The 14919-nt window shown below is 74.6% G+C and carries 19 protein-coding genes; 10 read left to right on the forward strand and 9 right to left on the reverse strand.

Features of this window, described 5'->3' with window-relative positions:
- Positions 1 to 69: 69 nt before the first annotated feature.
- A complete protein-coding gene (locus ACRYM6_RS10975) occupies positions 70 to 576 on the forward strand; it encodes a VanZ family protein (protein WP_432542908.1) in 507 nt (168 codons plus the stop codon).
- Between the two features lie 151 nt (positions 577 to 727).
- Entirely contained in the window at positions 728 to 1195 is a 468-nt protein-coding gene (locus tag ACRYM6_RS10980; protein WP_432542909.1) for a hypothetical protein, read from the forward strand.
- Positions 1196 to 1360: 165 nt separating this feature from the next.
- Here the strand turns inward: ACRYM6_RS10980 and ACRYM6_RS10985 are convergent, their stop codons facing one another.
- Positions 1361 to 1837 carry a MarR family winged helix-turn-helix transcriptional regulator gene (locus ACRYM6_RS10985; RefSeq protein ID WP_432542910.1) on the reverse strand — a complete coding sequence of 159 codons (477 nt, stop codon included), beginning with the start codon at positions 1835 to 1837 and terminating at the stop codon, positions 1361 to 1363.
- Between the two features lie 87 nt (positions 1838 to 1924).
- Between ACRYM6_RS10985 and ACRYM6_RS10990 the strand changes: the two genes are divergently transcribed.
- Together ACRYM6_RS10990 and ACRYM6_RS10995 are read left to right on the forward strand one after the other, a co-directional pair.
- Entirely contained in the window at positions 1925 to 2815 is an 891-nt protein-coding gene (locus ACRYM6_RS10990) for an alpha/beta fold hydrolase (RefSeq protein ID WP_432542911.1), read from the forward strand.
- A gap of 133 nt (positions 2816 to 2948) precedes the next feature.
- A complete protein-coding gene (locus tag ACRYM6_RS10995) occupies positions 2949 to 3989 on the forward strand; it encodes a phosphotriesterase family protein (protein WP_432542912.1) in 1041 nt (346 codons plus the stop codon).
- Positions 3990 to 4133: 144 nt separating this feature from the next.
- Here the strand turns inward: ACRYM6_RS10995 and ACRYM6_RS11000 are convergent, their stop codons facing one another.
- The gene (locus tag ACRYM6_RS11000) at positions 4134 to 4367 is read right to left on the reverse strand and encodes a hypothetical protein (RefSeq protein ID WP_432542913.1); all 234 of its coding nucleotides are present in this window, start codon (positions 4365 to 4367) and stop codon (positions 4134 to 4136) included.
- A 469-nt stretch (positions 4368 to 4836) separates the two neighbouring features.
- Positions 4837 to 5061, reverse strand: coding sequence for a hypothetical protein (locus ACRYM6_RS11005; protein WP_432542914.1), 225 nt, complete (start codon positions 5059 to 5061; stop codon positions 4837 to 4839).
- Between the two features lie 245 nt (positions 5062 to 5306).
- On the opposite strand from ACRYM6_RS11005, the gene ACRYM6_RS11010 reads away from it, so the two are divergent.
- The gene (locus ACRYM6_RS11010) at positions 5307 to 6152 is read left to right on the forward strand and encodes a WD40 repeat domain-containing protein (RefSeq protein WP_432542915.1); all 846 of its coding nucleotides are present in this window, start codon (positions 5307 to 5309) and stop codon (positions 6150 to 6152) included.
- A 270-nt stretch (positions 6153 to 6422) separates the two neighbouring features.
- Positions 6423 to 7013: a GrpB family protein gene (locus tag ACRYM6_RS11015; RefSeq protein ID WP_432542916.1), complete on the forward strand. Its 591-nt coding sequence runs from the start codon at positions 6423 to 6425 to the stop codon at positions 7011 to 7013.
- Positions 7014 to 7085: 72 nt separating this feature from the next.
- Here ACRYM6_RS11015 and ACRYM6_RS11020 read toward each other — a convergent pair whose 3' ends face one another.
- Both ACRYM6_RS11020 and ACRYM6_RS11025 read right to left on the reverse strand, forming a co-directional pair.
- Positions 7086 to 8108 (reverse strand): HD domain-containing protein, encoded by a 1023-nt coding sequence (locus ACRYM6_RS11020; protein WP_432542917.1) that lies wholly within the window; start codon positions 8106 to 8108, stop codon positions 7086 to 7088.
- Positions 8109 to 8157: 49 nt separating this feature from the next.
- Positions 8158 to 8883, reverse strand: a complete 726-nt coding sequence (locus ACRYM6_RS11025; RefSeq protein ID WP_432542918.1) for an HAD family hydrolase — start codon at positions 8881 to 8883, stop codon at positions 8158 to 8160.
- A gap of 467 nt (positions 8884 to 9350) precedes the next feature.
- Here ACRYM6_RS11025 and ACRYM6_RS11030 point away from each other — a divergent pair, with 467 nt between their 5' ends.
- Complete coding sequence (locus ACRYM6_RS11030; protein ID WP_432542919.1) at positions 9351 to 9617, forward strand: hypothetical protein; 267 nt, start codon at positions 9351 to 9353, stop codon at positions 9615 to 9617.
- Position 9618: 1 nt separating this feature from the next.
- Here the strand turns inward: ACRYM6_RS11030 and ACRYM6_RS11035 are convergent, their stop codons facing one another.
- On the reverse strand, positions 9619 to 10008 hold the full coding sequence (locus tag ACRYM6_RS11035) for a RidA family protein (RefSeq protein ID WP_432542920.1): 390 nt from the start codon (positions 10006 to 10008) through the stop codon (positions 9619 to 9621).
- 32 nt (positions 10009 to 10040) lie between these two features.
- Between ACRYM6_RS11035 and ACRYM6_RS11040 the strand changes: the two genes are divergently transcribed.
- On the forward strand, positions 10041 to 10571 hold the full coding sequence (locus ACRYM6_RS11040; RefSeq protein ID WP_432542921.1) for an isochorismatase family protein: 531 nt from the start codon (positions 10041 to 10043) through the stop codon (positions 10569 to 10571).
- On the opposite strand, the gene ACRYM6_RS11045 is transcribed toward ACRYM6_RS11040, so the two are convergent.
- Positions 10532 to 11200 (reverse strand): FadR/GntR family transcriptional regulator, encoded by a 669-nt coding sequence (locus ACRYM6_RS11045; RefSeq protein WP_432542922.1) that lies wholly within the window; start codon positions 11198 to 11200, stop codon positions 10532 to 10534. The two genes, ACRYM6_RS11040 and ACRYM6_RS11045, sit on opposite strands and share 40 nt — an antisense overlap.
- On the reverse strand, positions 11197 to 11913 hold the full coding sequence (locus ACRYM6_RS11050) for an SDR family oxidoreductase (RefSeq protein ID WP_432542923.1): 717 nt from the start codon (positions 11911 to 11913) through the stop codon (positions 11197 to 11199). Before ACRYM6_RS11050 ends, ACRYM6_RS11045 begins: the two co-directional genes overlap by 4 nt.
- A gap of 59 nt (positions 11914 to 11972) precedes the next feature.
- Between ACRYM6_RS11050 and ACRYM6_RS11055 the strand changes: the two genes are divergently transcribed.
- Together ACRYM6_RS11055 and ACRYM6_RS11060 are read left to right on the forward strand one after the other, a co-directional pair.
- Positions 11973 to 12725, forward strand: coding sequence for an SDR family NAD(P)-dependent oxidoreductase (locus tag ACRYM6_RS11055; RefSeq protein WP_432542924.1), 753 nt, complete (start codon positions 11973 to 11975; stop codon positions 12723 to 12725).
- Complete coding sequence (locus tag ACRYM6_RS11060; protein ID WP_432542925.1) at positions 12722 to 13909, forward strand: MFS transporter; 1188 nt, start codon at positions 12722 to 12724, stop codon at positions 13907 to 13909. The genes ACRYM6_RS11055 and ACRYM6_RS11060 overlap by 4 nt, the downstream gene beginning before the upstream one ends.
- Here ACRYM6_RS11060 and ACRYM6_RS11065 read toward each other — a convergent pair.
- Entirely contained in the window at positions 13906 to 14718 is an 813-nt protein-coding gene (locus tag ACRYM6_RS11065; RefSeq protein WP_432542926.1) for an IclR family transcriptional regulator, read from the reverse strand. The genes ACRYM6_RS11060 and ACRYM6_RS11065 overlap by 4 nt on opposite strands.
- Positions 14719 to 14919 lie beyond the last annotated feature (201 nt).

Genomic DNA, 14919 nt, shown 5'->3' on the forward strand with positions numbered 1-14919 from the left:
TCGCCACCCACCCGCGCCGCGGACCGCCGGCCACCGCTCCGGCGCCCCCGCGGCCGGGAGGGGCCGGCGGTGCTGAGCACCTTCCTCGTCGGGCACCCGTGGATCACCCCGGCGCTGCTGGCGCTGGGCGTCGTCGCCGCTCTCGCGCTCGGCCCGCGACTGGCCCGGCGGCCCCGGCTCACCGGGGTCCTGGCCGGTCTGTCCCTGCTGCCGCTGGCCGCCCTGACGCTGGTACCCGTCGACCGCGACCTGGTGGTCGGCTGCGCGGTGGAGTGGTCCTGGCCCACGCCGGCCCGCGTCGAGTCGTTCGCCAACCTGGTGCTCCTCGTCGCGCCGGTGTTCCTGGCCGGGGTCGCGACGCGTCGCCCGGTGCCGGCCGCCGTCGCCGGCAGCGCGCTGTCCGCGGGGATCGAGGCGTTCCAGGCGCTCGTCCCCGCGCTGGGCCGCTCGTGCGACACCGGTGACTGGACGGCGAACTCCCTGGGATCCGTCGTCGGCGGTCTGCTGGCGTGGGTGGTCCTCAAGCTGGTGCGGCGGAACGGGGCGGAGGCTCCCGCCGGTCCCCGGCGCGGCTGAGGCGAGGGTTCCGACGTTCCCCGGACCTGCTGCCGATCCCCGGCACGTCGTCGGTGGCGCACCTGCGCGAGAACACCACCGTCGCGGGGGGAGCGGTGGAGAACAGGTGGAGGCGGCGCCGCGGTCCGGCCCGTGGCGGTACACAGGGACGGTGGGAACTCCTCGCGCCGCGCTGGTCGCCACCGCCGCCCTGACCGTCGCGGCGCTGGGGGCGTGCGGTTCGCCCCCGACGACCCCCGACCCCGAGGTGGTCGGGCGCCACGTCGCCTCGCAACCGGCCGGTGAGGTCGTGCGCGACTACCTGGACGCGGTGCAGGACGACGACGCCGCCACCGCTGCGGCCCTGTCCACCTCGGGTTTCGCCGCGCATGACGTCTGGCAGGACGGCGGGTCGCCGGACCTGGACGACGTGGAGGTCTCCGGCACCGCCACGCCCTACGACACCACCTGGAGCCCGGACGACCTCAAGGCCTACGCGCAGGCGGTCGACGTGCAGGTCACCTACACCGCCGACGACGGCGGCGCGGGGACCTCGGGTGGGGAACCGGGGTGGGGGTACGTGCTGGTGCGCCAGTCCGACGCCGACCCGTGGCTCATCGCGGCGGCGGGTCGGGGCTGACGCTGGGCCCGGCCGGTCGCGGGACGGGAAGGCGTTCGCCGTCTCGCTGCTGCCGGCGGGGCGGCGTTGTGAGGTGGTGTCGGCGCGTCGCACGACGGTCCGGTGCGACGGCACGACACCGGCACGAGTGGACGTCTGCTCCCCGCCGACGACCTCGGCCGGCCGCTAGCGCAGTTCCTGTCCCGCCGCCCAGCCCGGAGCGTCGAGGTCGATGGGGGAGTCGCCGACGAACTGGGCGAGCTGCTCCTCCAGCTCGGCGAGTTCGGCGGCGCCCAGACGCGCTTCCCAGCGGGCCCGCACCTCGTCGAAGATCGCCGTGCCCTCGGTGATCAGCCCCATCCCGCGATCGGTGATCCGGATGGTCTTGCGGCGGACGTCGGCGGGGTCGGTCTCGGTGGTGACGTACCCGCGTTCGACGAGCGCGGCGATCGTCTTCGCCGCGGCCTGCTTGGTGACGGCGAGTCGGCGGGCCAGGTCCGAGGCGCTGTCGGCGCCGGCCCGGATGGCCCGGATCGCGTACTCGTGCGACGGCCGGGCGTCGGGGTACCCCCGGTTCGCCAGTTCCCGGACCACCTCGTCCACCAGGTTGCGGTAGCTGCCCAGGAGCAGCAGGGCGAGATCGGCGCCGGATCGCGAGGACACGACCGCAGTCTAGATCTGCTCTTGACATGGACAACCGAGTTGACCAACACTGGAGTCAACCTGGTTGTCCATCTTGGGGGTCACCGCATGACCAGTTCTCCCGCCACCACCTCGCCCGCCGTGGCAGGCGTCACGCACCACACCGCCGAGGTCGGCGGCACCACGTTGCACTACGTCTCGGCGGGCGGCACCGGGTCCCCGGTCCTGCTGGTGCACGGGTGGCCGGAGTCCTGGTGGGCCTTCCGCGACGTCATCCCGCTGCTCGCCGCCACCCACCGGGTGTTCGCCGTCGACCTGCGCGGCTTCGGCGACTCCGCCGTCGCCGACGGCGACCACGACCTGGCCACCGCGGCGGAGGACCTGCACCGGTTGGTCGCCCACCTCGGCGTCGGCCCCGTGCACGTGACCGGCCAGGACATCAGCGGCGGGCCGGTCGTCGCGTTCGCCGCCACCCACCCCGACGACGTCCTCAGCGTCACCTGCGTCGAGACCGCCCTCCCGGGGTACGGCTGGGAGGCGCTGGCCGACGTGGGGAACGGCGGCTCCTGGCACGTGGGGCTCCTGGCCGCCCCGGGGATCCCGGAACTGCTCCTGGCCGGCCGCGAGCGGGTGGTGCTCGAGTGGGCCGTCTCCGCCATGACGGTGGTCGCGGGCGCCATCACCGAGGCCGACCTGGATGAGTTCGCCCGCACCTACGCGCGGCCGGGCGGCTGGAGCGGCACCGGCGGGCTCTACCGCTCCTCCCTCACCGGCGGTGACCGGGTGCGGGCACTGGCCGGGTCGCAGCCGCTGACCGTTCCCGTGCTCGCCGTCGACGGCGTCAACGCGCCCTTCACCGAGCGGACGATGCGCCAGGTCGCCGGCGACGTCACCGCGGTCACCGTCCCGGACGTCGGGCACTTCGTCGCGCAGGAGGCGCCCGCCGCCTTCGCCGCCGCCGTCGGCGACTTCGTCGACCGCGTCGACCGGAACCGCTGAACGGTCGCGCCCCCGTCCCCGCGGGCCGGCGTCGTGCCGTCCGCGCGGTCGGCGGTGCGCCCGGAGTTCGCCGACGGTCGAGCGGCGGGGGAGGATGTCGAGCCCTGGACCACCCACCGCACCGGGAGACGACGTGGCAGAACCCCTCGGCACCGCCGCACCGGGACGACGCCTGCACACGACGCTCGGCCCCCTCGGCGCCGGGGACGTGGGCCTGGTCCTGCCGCACGAGCACCTCCTCGTCGACTTCCGCCCCGCCGGTTCCCCCGGTTTCGCCCAGGCCGACCCGGCCGAGTTCGCCTCGGTCGTCGAACCGCTGCTGGCCGGGGCGTCCGCGGCCGGGGTCACCGCGCTCGTGGAGTGCACGCCTCCCGGCCTGGGCCGGCGCGTCGACCTCGTCCTGGACGTGAGCCGTCGCACGGGCGTGCCCGTCGTGGTCGCGACCGGGGTCTACCGGGAACCGTGGGTGCCGGACTGGGTGTACGGCGCGAGCGACGAGGAACTCGAGGGGTGGATGCACCGCGAGCTGACCGAGGGCGTCGAGGACTCCGGCGTCCTGGCCGGTTTCCTCAAGATCTCGGCGGCCGAGGACGGCATCCGGCCGGTCGAGGAGCGGGTGGTGGGGGGGGGGGGGGGGGGGGGGGGGGGGGGGGGGGGGGGGGGGGGGGGGGGCTCCCCCGGCCGGCACCGGCGTGGGCGGCCGGATGGCCGCGGACGTGGCGCGGCGGCCCGGGCCGCGGCGCGCACCGGGGCGCTCGTCGGCTCGCACACCACGGACGGGAACGTCGTGCTGCGGCAGATCGACCTCGCCGTGGCCGAGGGGCTGGCGCCGGAGCGCTTCCTGTCGATCCACACCCAGACCATCACCGACCCCGCTCTGCGGCAGGCGATCGTCGACCGCGGCGCGTGGATCGAGTTCGACGACGTCGGGCAGGGCGATGACGCGCGGACGCTGGGGCTCGTGCTCGACAGCCTCGAGGCGGGGCAGGCCGGCCGGGTCCTGCTGTCCCACGACGCGGGGTGGTTCGACCCGGCCCTGCCCGGCGGTGGGAACCCCCGGCCCTTCACGGACCTGACCGGCTCGTTCCTGCCCGCGCTGCGGGCGGCGGGTGTCGACGAGGACGTCGTCGACGACCTGTGCGTCCGCAACCCGTTCCGCGCCTTCGCGCGGTAGTCACCGCCGCCCGTCGGCAGCGTCGGCGACCTCACGGCCACCGGTGGCTCCGGACGGTCGGAGACGCCCCGGCTCGCGCCGTGAACGGACCACGCGCAACGCGCCCCGACCGGAACGTCGTGCCCAGCGGGCCGCGAGCGGGCGTCAGTCCATCGACGCGGTCCCCTCCCGGCGGCCACGGACCCACCAGGCGAGCAGGTAGTAGCCGGCCATGACGATCAGCAGGGTCGTCAAGGCCCACCGCCACCAGCCGCCGCGCTCATCGGCGACGAGGCTGGTCAGCTGCAGGACTCCGACGATCACCCACAGGAGACCGAGGAGCAGGGACTGCCCGCGGGTGCGGGTGACGCTCCACCACGGTTTCCTCGGCTGACCCACCTCCCCAGTCCTACCAGTCCCGACGCGACGCACCCGGCCGTCGAGAGCACCTGCGTGGCGCGTCCCGGTCGTACGCCGAGGTCCCCACGACCGTGACGTCGCCCGGAGGGCGCCCTGACCGCGACGTCGCCCGCGGGGCGGGACGACCGTGCGCCTGGCGGGCTGCGCGGGGACACGGTGACACGGTGACACCGGGAATGCAGCTGCCCGACGCCTGCTTGTACAAGGTGGCCGTTCCGCTGCACGTCCCCGGGCCTCACCTCCAGCCGCTTCGAGCGGCCTCTCGCCGAGAGGCGACTGCCGGATCGGCCACCACACGGCCGCCGGGCCGAAGAGCCCGGCGGCCGTGCTGCGTCTCGGGTCAGGTCACCGCCGCGCCGAGTGCGGGATGACCGGACGTCTCGCATCAGCTGCCGTCTCAGCGGCGGGGGCCTGCCACCGCGGCATCGAGGGAACGCGAGGGCGGCTGCTAGGACTCCTCGTTGGCGGCTCCCTCGATCCAGTCGACGGCTGCGTCGGACAGCTGCAAGCCGTCGGGCCCGGCCTCGCCCACCCACCACGCCTGCGCAGGCACGGGACCGTTCACCCGCTCGATGTTCTGCACGACGGACGGGGTGAGCGCCTCCCCGTTGTGGGCGATCAGCCAGTCGCGCGAGTCCTGCTGCAGCTGGGGCCACCACGTTTCCAGGCTCATGGCGTTGATGCTCCTCGTCGGGCAGCGTGACGGCAACGGCCCGGTGCGGCGCTCATCGCGCGGACGCGACAGCTCGGTCATCGGCAGAAGCGTGAAGTCGCAGCCCTGCCGTGCCTGCGCCATCCGCGGCTCCGCCCGCCCCGATAGGCGGCCGTCGCGTCGAACCTCGATGCGACGCTGGTGTCCGAGGTGCCGGCCAGACTGTCCGACATGATCTTCGAAGTGCTCACAGAGGGTGCTCGCTGGTGAATGACCTGCGTCAGGTCGCCGTGCCGCTGTGGGAGGAAGACCTGCTGGTCACGGCCGAGTTCGAGCGGGTCGTGCACGTGTGGTCGCGGGAGCGTGCTGCGCGCTGCGCCACGTTCGAGACGGTCTACGACTTCGGCGGTCGTCGGGTGGCGCTGGTCCCTGGGGAGCGGCCGGTGGTGGTCGCCGGGGCGTACACCCGCCACGGGGTGTGCGGCTATGACCTGAGCGGTGAGCGGTTGTGGCAGGACCGCAGCCGCAGCAACGTGCAGGTCCTGACCGCGCTGGCAGGGGGTCGTGTCGCCGTCAGCTGCGACCGTGGCCCCACTCGGGTCCTGGACGCGGCCACCGGCAAGGAGGTGCGTTCCCTGCGGGGCGTGCTGCAGGTGATGGCGCTGAGCGAGGACCTGTCCTTGGCGGTGGGCGGCGGTTGGTGCCGCCTGCTGGATCGGTGCCTGGACCCGCTGGCGCCTCGGATCCCGACGGGACTGGGACCTGTCTGGTCCGCGGCCACCGATGGGAAGCACCTGGCCATCGAGGACAACGGGTTCTTGCGCCTCCTCGATCTCGACGGTCATGAGCGTGTGAGGGTGGGCGACCACCTGCGCCCCCTGGCGCACGATCCGGTGACCAGGACCTGGGTGACGATCCGCGAGACCTGGGCGGGGCAGGCGTCGTTGGTTCGGTTCGACGATGCCGCGGTCGTTGTGGAGGAGCGGTCGTGTGAGCGTCCGCGTGATGTGGCCGTGATGGGTGCTGGCAGGGCGTTGGTCCTGCTAACCGATGCCGGCGTGCAGGTCGTGGACTGCTCGGATTGGAGCACCCGGGTCCTCGACGACGCGTGAGTCGCACGGGGGTGCCCTGAGCGTTGCGTCGACGAGGTTGAGCGGACGGTGGTTCTTCTCTCGGTCTTCACCACGTCAGGGACGTCGCCGACAGCTCGAGACCACGCACCACGCGGGATGACCGTGTGCCGCGCGCACCGCGGGATGACCGTGCGGTTCTCGGTCGGCCCCTCGTCGCCGGGAAGGACGCCTGTACGACCGACACTCGCTGGTGCTGACACACCGTGCGCACTCCTCCTCGCTACCGTCCGACCCATGCCTGGACCTGCGGTGCTGCAGCCCTACGACCCTGCCTGGCCCCGGCGAGCAGCGCAGCTGCTCACCGCGGTGGAACAGGCGATGAGGCCCCTGGGAGTGGGCGAGTCCTTCGAGCACATCGGTTCCACCTCGGTGCCTGGCCTGATGGCCAAGGCCTGCATCGACCTTCAAGTCGTCGTCAGCGAGCTGCCCGAGCCCGAACTGCTGAACCAGGCGTTGGCCCCTGCCGGCTTCATTCCCACCACCGGCTCACGCCCGGACTCCCCGGGGGTCCACCGCGACATCCCCCGCGGCTCCGAGCACGAGCGCGGGCAGGTGCCCGAGGAGGTGTGGCGCAAGCGGCTCTTCGTGCACGACATCGACGGACCTGAGGCCGCGATCCTGCACGTCCGGCTCAGTGCCTCGCCGTGGGGCCGCTACGCCGTCTGGTTCCGCGACTGGCTACGCGCCCACCCCGAGGCCCGTGACCGCTACGCCTCCTTCAAAGCCGGCGTGGCCGCTGAGCACGCCGGCGATGCCGACTACGACGACTACACCCGCGCCAAGACCGCGTTCTTCGACGAGGTGCAGAGACAGTTCGAGGCCTGGGGGCGCAGCCACTGACGATCGCAACGTCCTGAAGCGTCAACCTGAGCAGCGCGCTCAACGCAGGATGACCGTGAAGTGCGGTCTCGCCTACTGTTCGCCGGCCGGAGGCGGGGTTCGAGCAATGACGTAGTGCAGCGGCGGGGAGGGCAGGTCGGCGAAGGTGGTGGCTGCGCACCCGGTGTTCCGACCCTCCACGAGCGGGAGGGTGAGGTACAGCCGCTCGATGCGGTGCGCGATGCCGGCGGGCGAGTCCCCGACCCCGGATGCTGGCGTCGCAGTCTCCTGCCGGGTGACGCTCCACTGCTGCGGGTTGCGACGGAACTGCTCGACGTCGCCCGCCGTGCGTTCGTCGGCGCGCAGCAGCGCCCAGAACTCGTCGTCGGTCATGGCCGCGACAGCCGCGCGCTGGTGCGGTGCAGCATCGTCTAGGACGAGGCCGGCCCAGTGCCGCATCACGGCGGTGGCCAGGACGTTGACGGCCGCGGTCTGCGACCGCACCTCGGCGATGACGAGGGCAGCGAGCTGGCCGGCGGTGGCGGCGTCGGTGCTCACGGCCCCTTCCAGCAGCCGCAGTCGGTTCAGCAGCTGACGGGGGTCTTCCTCGAGCCGGCCGTGGGATCGGGCGCTGCGCACGAAGGAGTCCAGGTGGTCGAGGCTGAGCAGCCCTGCAGCCGCCGTCAGGGGGCCAGGTGATGCACCTTGAGCGCTGTCGTCGACCTGCACGGCGTCGAGGCCGTGCAGGTCGAGGACGGGCGCCAGCGCTTCGAGGCGCTGCGAGCCCAGGTGGTGGTGGTTCAGACCGGCCAGGCCCTCGAAGGTGTGACTGAAAGGCAGGTGCCCGATGTCGTGCACCAGGGCAGCGGCGCGGGCGAGCTGGTCGGCGGGGTGGAAGTGCGCGACCAGGGCCAGCACACCCAGGGAGTGTTCCAGGCGGGAGTAGCTCTGGGTGGTCACCGTGGCGGCGGCGCCGGCGTGGGCGATGAACTGCAGGCGGCGCACCCACCAGGTGCGCAGCAGGTGGCGTTCGAGCGCGCTCAGGCGCACGGTGATCTTCCACACCGGGTCGGTGTAGGTGCCCTCCAGGCCCAGGGTGTCGGCGGCGGGCTTCACCCAGCTCCTCCGGTTCGATGGTGCTGGTGGGGAGGGGAGGGCCAGAAGATCACGGGGCCTGCTGCTCGATCGGCCGCTCGGAGTCGTCGAGGAGGTGGACCGCCAGTTCGCGCAGGGAGGTGATGCGAGCCTCCTCCTCTTCCGGGCCGCTCGCGGTGCGGTCCAGGTGCACCGCCCGCAGACCCGCCGCGCGGGCGCCCAGGACGTCGACCTCATGGTCGTCACCGACGTAGAGGGTCTGATCGGGCGCGACTTCCAGCTGCTCGCACACCCGCAGGAACGCTTGCGGGCGAGGTTTGGCGACACCCAGCTCCTCAGCGGTGAAGACCGGGCCCAGGCGTCCGGTCAGCCCGATGGCCTCGATCTTGGCGTTCTGCTGCTCGCGGGTGCCGTTGGTCAGGACCGCGGTGCGCAACCCGGCGGCGTGCAGGTCGTCGAGGGCCTTCTCGACGTCGTCGAAGACCGTCCACGCCTGCTGGTAGGCACGCAGGAAGCCGTCGGTGAACAGCGCGTCGAGTTCGGCGTCGTCGCCGACGGGTAGCTGCAGCAGTGGCAGGATCTCGCGCAGGCGGCGTCGGCGCTGCTCGTCAAAGCTGATTTCGCCTTCGCGCCAGGAACGGAAGTGCCGCCGCTCCGCGGCGATCCACGCGTCCTCCAGTTCGGGGCTGCTGTCGCGGTCCAGGGACTGTACCCAGGCGCGCAGCCCGCTCAGCGCTGCAGTGGAGTGGTCGAAGAGGGTGTCGTCCAGGTCGAGGACTACGGCTGCCAGTGCCACGACCACAGGCTAGTGAGCGCGAACGGGGCGCCTGCGCGGCGGGCCCGTGGCATCCGGTCACGGACGTGGACGGACGCCGCAGCCGACCACGAGGCCGAGCCGCCAGGTAGGTCGTGGGGCATCTCCGGGGACACCTCGATCTCGGCTGGATCGCGGGGTGCGTGGGTGACTCTTGCTGCTCGCTTCCCACCGGCCATCGAGATGACCGTGACGTCCGTGACCGTGGAGTCGGGGCAGCGCGAGTGAGCCGCTGACGGCTCCCGCGGTGCGGCTCGCCCGCACCGGGCTGGTGCGCCGCCTCCTGCGGGAGTCGTGCCCGCTGCCCGCGGGGGCCACCACCGGGACCGCTGGGGGCGTCACCGGTGTCCCGGTGCGGGACTGCCGCCGCTGTCCTGCGGCACGACCGCAGCTCGTCGCGGCGCCGCGTCCGGTCGAACGGGCGTTCGAATCCGTGGCATCCTCGGACGGTGTCCGGTGGTCAGCTGCGCAGGGACGGGCAGCGCCCGCTGTACGACGTGGTCCGCGAGCGCCAGGCCCGCGGCGAGCGTCCCGCCGTGCGGCACTGCTGGGTGCGCGCGACCGACGGCGGGGACCCGTGGCCGGGGGTAGTTGTGGCGTGGGTGCGCGGGCCGCACGGCTGGCGGGGCCGGGTGGTGTACGTCGTGCCCGGTGACGACCCGGTCCTGGTGGAGGCCTGGGTGGACGCCGAGCACCTGCGCCCGGTGGGCGGGTGAGTCAGCGCGCGATGATCGCGTCGGCCTCGACCTCGACGAGCAGGCCGGGTTCGATGAGGCGGCTCACCTCGACCATCGTGGCGGCGGGGCGCACGTGCCCGAGGAACTCGCCGTGCACGCGGCCGACCTCCTCCCAGCGGGAGATGTCGGTGACGAACATGCGGGTCCGCACGATGTCCTCCAGGGTGGCGCCGGCTTCGAGCAGCGCGGCCCGGATCCTCACGAGGCAGGCGCGGGTCTGCTCGGCGACGTCGTCGCCGCCGACGGGTCCGTCGGGCCCGGCGGCGGTGGTGCCCGCCACGCTGACGTGGTCGCCGACGCGGACGGCGCGGGAGTACCCCACGACGGCTTCCCAGGCGGCGCCGCTGGAGATCAGTTGACGAGTGCTCACGGGAGGACTCTGCCGCAGGTAGCGTCGCGGCCGTGACCCAGACGCCGTGGCTCGTCCTGATCGACCTGCAGCACGTCTTCGCCTCCCCGGACAGCCCGTGGGCCGCCCCGGGTTTCGCGGGCGCGGCCGCCGGGTGCGCGCGGCTGGTGGAGCGGTTCGCGCCGAACGTCGTCCTGACCCGCTTCGTGGCGCCGGCGCAGCCGCGGGGGGCGTGGGTGCCGTACTACGAGGAGTTCGCGTTCGCGCGGGTCCCGGACGGCGACCCGCTGTACGGGCTCGTCGACGGGTTCGCCGCGCCGGGCCGGCCGGTCGTGACGGCGCCGACGTTCGGCAAGTGGGGGCCGGAGCTGGCGGCCGTCACCGGTGGGGCCCCGATCGTCCTGGGCGGGGTCTCGACCGACTGCTGCGTGCTGTCGACGGCGCTGGCGGCCGCGGACGCGGGGGTCGCCGTCACGGTCGTCGCGGACGCGTGCGCGGGGGCGAGCGAGGCCGACCACGTCCGGGCGCTGGACGCGATGCGCCTCTACGCCCCGCTGATCACGGTGGTCGACTCGCTGGGCTGAGTCCGCGCGACGATCTCCCGGACCGCCGCGTCGGCGGCGTCGGCGTCGGCGTCGGCGACGGCGCGGGCCAGGGCGGCGTGCAGCCGGACGTCGTGGGGGACGGGGTCGACGCCGGCGCGGTCGTGGACGGCGAGCGCGACGACGTTCGCGAGGTGCACGAACAGGGCGTTGCCGGAGGACCGCAGGACCAGGTCGTGCAGCTCGGCGTCCAGGTCGGCGAACGCCGCGGTGGGGGCGAGCCGGTGGGCCAGTTCCCGCAGCCGGGCCCGGGCCGCCGGGGTGGCGCGGGTGGCGGCGGCCCGCGCCGCGGCGGGTTCGAGCGCGGCCCGCAGTTCCCGCAGTTCCCGCAGCTGCTGCTCGCGGCCCGGCCCGGCGAGCCGCCAGCGGACGACCTGTGGGTCCAGCAGGTTCCACGCGCTCGCCGGCTGCACGACGAGCCCGACGCGCGGGGACGCCGACAGCAGGCCGAGGGAGGCCAGGACGCGGGTGGCCTCCCGCACGATGCTGCGGGAGGCCAGCGTCCGGTCGACGAGCGCCTCCACGGACGTCCGGGAACCCTCGGCGAACTCGCCGTCGACGACGGCCGCGCCGATCTCGTCGAGGACGCGCCGGAACGCGGGGCTCCTCACCGCCGCGAGGCGGGGGTGACCGGGGAGACGACGAGTTCGTCGATGCGGACGTGCGCGGGGGAGTCCAGGACGAATTGCACGGTGCGGGCGACGTCGTCGGCGGTGAGCATGCGCCCGCGGGCGGTGGCGTCGGGGACCTGCGGCCGCTGGTCGAGGAAGTCGGTGTCGACGTCGCCGGGGCACAGGTGGGTGGCGCGGACGCCGTGCGCGGCCTCGCCGGAGTTCAGGGTCCGCACCACCGAGGACAGGGCGCTCTTGCTGGCGGAGTAGGCGATCCCGGCGTTGGGGTGGAACGCCCACCCGGCGTAGGAGGAGATGACGACGGCGACGCCGGAGCGTTCGCGCAGGTCCGGCAGGGCGGCGTCGAGGACGGTGACGACGGCGCCGAGGTTGACGGCCACGACGTCGTGGAACTCCTCGACGTCCTGGTCGTCCCACTGCCGCCGGGGGGTGTTGCGGCCGGCGGCGAGCACGAGCGCGTCGATGCGGCCGAACTCGGCGACGACGCGGGCGCGGGCGGCGCGGACGGCGTCGCCGTCGCGGACGTCGAGGGGCAGTTCGAGGACGGGGCCGGGCAGGGAGGACGCGGTGTCCCGCAACGCTTCCGGCCGCCGGCCGGACAGGACGACGGTCCAGCCGGCGTGGGACGCGGACCGGGCGACGGCCTGCCCCATCCCCGACCCGGCCCCGGTGATCCACAGCACTCGTTGCACGTCGGCTCCTCGGGTCGTAGGTTCGGACCTCAATAGTATGTTCATTGAGGGGGGACCCCGTGCACCTCGACCTGTCCGACCGCGTCGTCGTCGTCACCGGGGCGGGCCGCGGGATCGGCCGCACCCTCGCCCGCCGCTTCGCCGCCGAGGGCGCCCGCGTCGCCGGGTTCGACCGCGCGTTCGAGGACCCCGCCGAACCGGGGGTCCTGCGGGTCGACTGCGACGTCACCGACCCCGCCTCCGTCCAGGCCGCCGTCGACCGCGTGGTCGGGGAGTTCGGGACCGTCGACGTCCTCGTCAACAACGCCGGGATCAACGTCGACGGGCGCGTCGCCGACCTCACCTGGGAACGGTTCCGGCAGTGCCTGGACGTCAACGTCGGCGGGGTGTTCCTCGTCAGCCAGGCCGTCGCCGAGGTCATGAAGCCCCGCCGCCGCGGCCGCATCCTCAACGCCGCCTCGTTCGCCGCGATCGTCCCCAGCGTCGGCAGCGCCGCCTACGCCGCCTCCAAGGCCGCCGTCGTGCAGTTCACCCGCGTCCTGGCCTCCGAGCTCGGCCCGCACGACATCACCGTCAACGCCTACGCCCCCGGCATGGTCCCGACCGCCATGAACGGTTTCGCCGACCTGCCCGCCGAGGAGGCCGACGAACTGCTCGACACCCTGTCGCTGCGGCGCTGGGGCAGCGCCGACGACATCGCCGACCTCCTCGTGTTCCTCGCCAGCGACGCCGCCGGCTACATCACCGGGACGCTGCTGGACGTCTCCGGCGGCAAGCTCGCCACGCAGATCCCCCGCCGCGCCCACCGGTGAGGGCGCCCACCGACGCCGCCGGGCCCCCGTTCGGCGGGTGGCGCCCCCTGCTGGCCGTCTACGCCCCCGCCGCCCTGTTCAGCACCGCCCAGGGCGCGGTCCTGCCCGTCCTGCCCCTGACCGCCCGCGACCTCGGCGCCTCCGTCGCGGTGTCCGCGTTCGTCGTCGCCCTCCTCGGCGTCGGCCAGGTCGCCGGGGCGCTGCCCGCCGGGGCCCTCGTCGCCCGGGTCGGCGAGCGCGGCGCGATGCTCGTCTCCGCCGTCGTCAGCGCCGCCGCCCTGGCCGGGGCGGCGTCCGCCCCCGACGAGACCGTCCTGTCCCTGTGCGTCCTCGCCCTGGGCCTCGCCGCGGCCGCCTGGAGCCTGGCCCGGCAGTCGTTCCTCACCGCCGCCGCACCCCCGCACCTGCGGGCCCGGGCGTTGTCCACCCTCGGCGGCGTCGGCCGCCTCGGCGCCTTCGCCGGCCCGTTCCTCGGCGCCGCGGGCAGCGCCGCCTGGGACGTCCGCGGCCCCTACGCGGTCGCGGTCGCGGCCGTCGCCCTCGCCGCGGTCGTCGTCCTCACCCTGCCCGACCCCGACGTCGCCGACCAGGCGCACCCCGGCCCCGCACCCACCCTGCGCGACGTCCTGCGCTCGCACGCCCGGGTCCTGGCCACCCTCGGCGTCGCCGCGCTCGCCGTGCAGGCCGTCCGGCAGTCCCGCCAGACCGTCCTGCCCCTGTGGTGCGACCACGTCGGCCTCGACGCCACCACCACCAGCCTCGTCGCCGGGCTCTCCGGCGCCGTCGACGTGCTGCTGTTCTACCCCGCCGGCTCGGTCATGGACCGCCTCGGCCGCGCCGCCGTGGGCGTCCCCTCCATGCTCGTCCTCGCCGCCGGGCACCTCCTGCTGCCGCTGGCCCACACCGCCTGGACCGTGGCGCTCGTCGGTGTCGTCCTCGGCCTGGGCAACAGCATGGGCGCCGGGCTCGTCATGACCCTCGGCGCCGACCTCGCCCCACCCGGCGGGCGCGCCGTCTTCCTCGGCGCCTGGCGCCTGGTCACCGACGCCGGGGCCGCGTCCGGGCCCCTGCTCGTGGGGGCGCTCGCGGGGGCCGCGGGCCTGACCGCCGCGACGGGCGGGGTGGCGGTCCTGGCGGTCCTGGCCGCCGGGGGGCTGTTCCGGTTCGTGCCCCGCCGCAGCTAGCGGATGCCGGCGGCCCGCAGCTCCCCGGCCAGCCGCGCCGCGTGCCGGGTGAGGATCCCGGCGACGCGCTCGACCTCGGCGTCGGTGGCCTCCTCGGCGGGCATGCTGCAGCTGAGGGCGTCGCTGGCGGGGATGCGGTACTCCACGCGGACGCCGACGCAGACGGTGCCGGCGAGGTTCTGGCCCCGTTCGAGGGCCCAGCCGCGGGCGCGGACCTCCACGAGCTCGGCCTCCAGCGCCGCCCGGTCCGGGACGGTGTCGGGGGTGAGGGCGGGGAACGGCCCGGCCGGCAGCAGCGCGTCGAGCTCGGCGGCGGTCCGCTCGGCGAGCAGCGCCTTGCCCAGGGAGGTGGCGTAGGCGGGCAGGTACCGGCCCACGCGGGAGAGGTTGCGGTGCGCGTCGGGGGCGTCGCGGGTCGCGAGGTAGACGACGTTCGCGCCGTCGAGGCGGGCGACGTGGGTGGTGCGGCGCGTCTCGTCGCGCACGGCCTCCACGGTGGACAGCGCCAGCGGCAGGGCCGCGTCGCGGTCGAGGTAGGCGGTGCCGGTGAGCAGGGCCTGCGAGCCGATGCCGTACCCGCCGGCGCCGGGGCCGGTCGCGGCGGGCGGTTCGATCCAGTGCAGGTCGACGAGCGTGCGCAGCAGGGCGTGCAGGCTGGAGCGCGGGTAGCCGGTGCGTTCCTGCAGCTGCGCGACGGTCAGGACGTACGGCGGCTGCGCCAGCGCCTGCAGGATCCGCACGGTCCGCTCGGCCGACTTCACCGGCCCCCGGCCGCCGTCGGCCTCCGGCACGTCCTCGCGCGTGGTCATGGCCGGAGTCTAGACACCGGCCACGTGGTGGGACGCGTCCACGTGGGTGGACGGTGCGGTGGACGGTGGGGCCGGGTGCGCGTTCCGGTGGATCGAGTGTCACCCCTGATCCCCACCGTGGCGGTGTGCACCACTCCGCTCGCCCCTCCAGGCGCCCGACCCCACCGCACCCCCCGCAGTACCGCGATCGGGATCACGGCA

Origin of the sequence: Kineococcus rugosus (assembly GCF_050871975.1) — a bacterium.
Lineage (GTDB): Bacteria > Actinomycetota > Actinomycetes > Actinomycetales > Kineococcaceae > Kineococcus.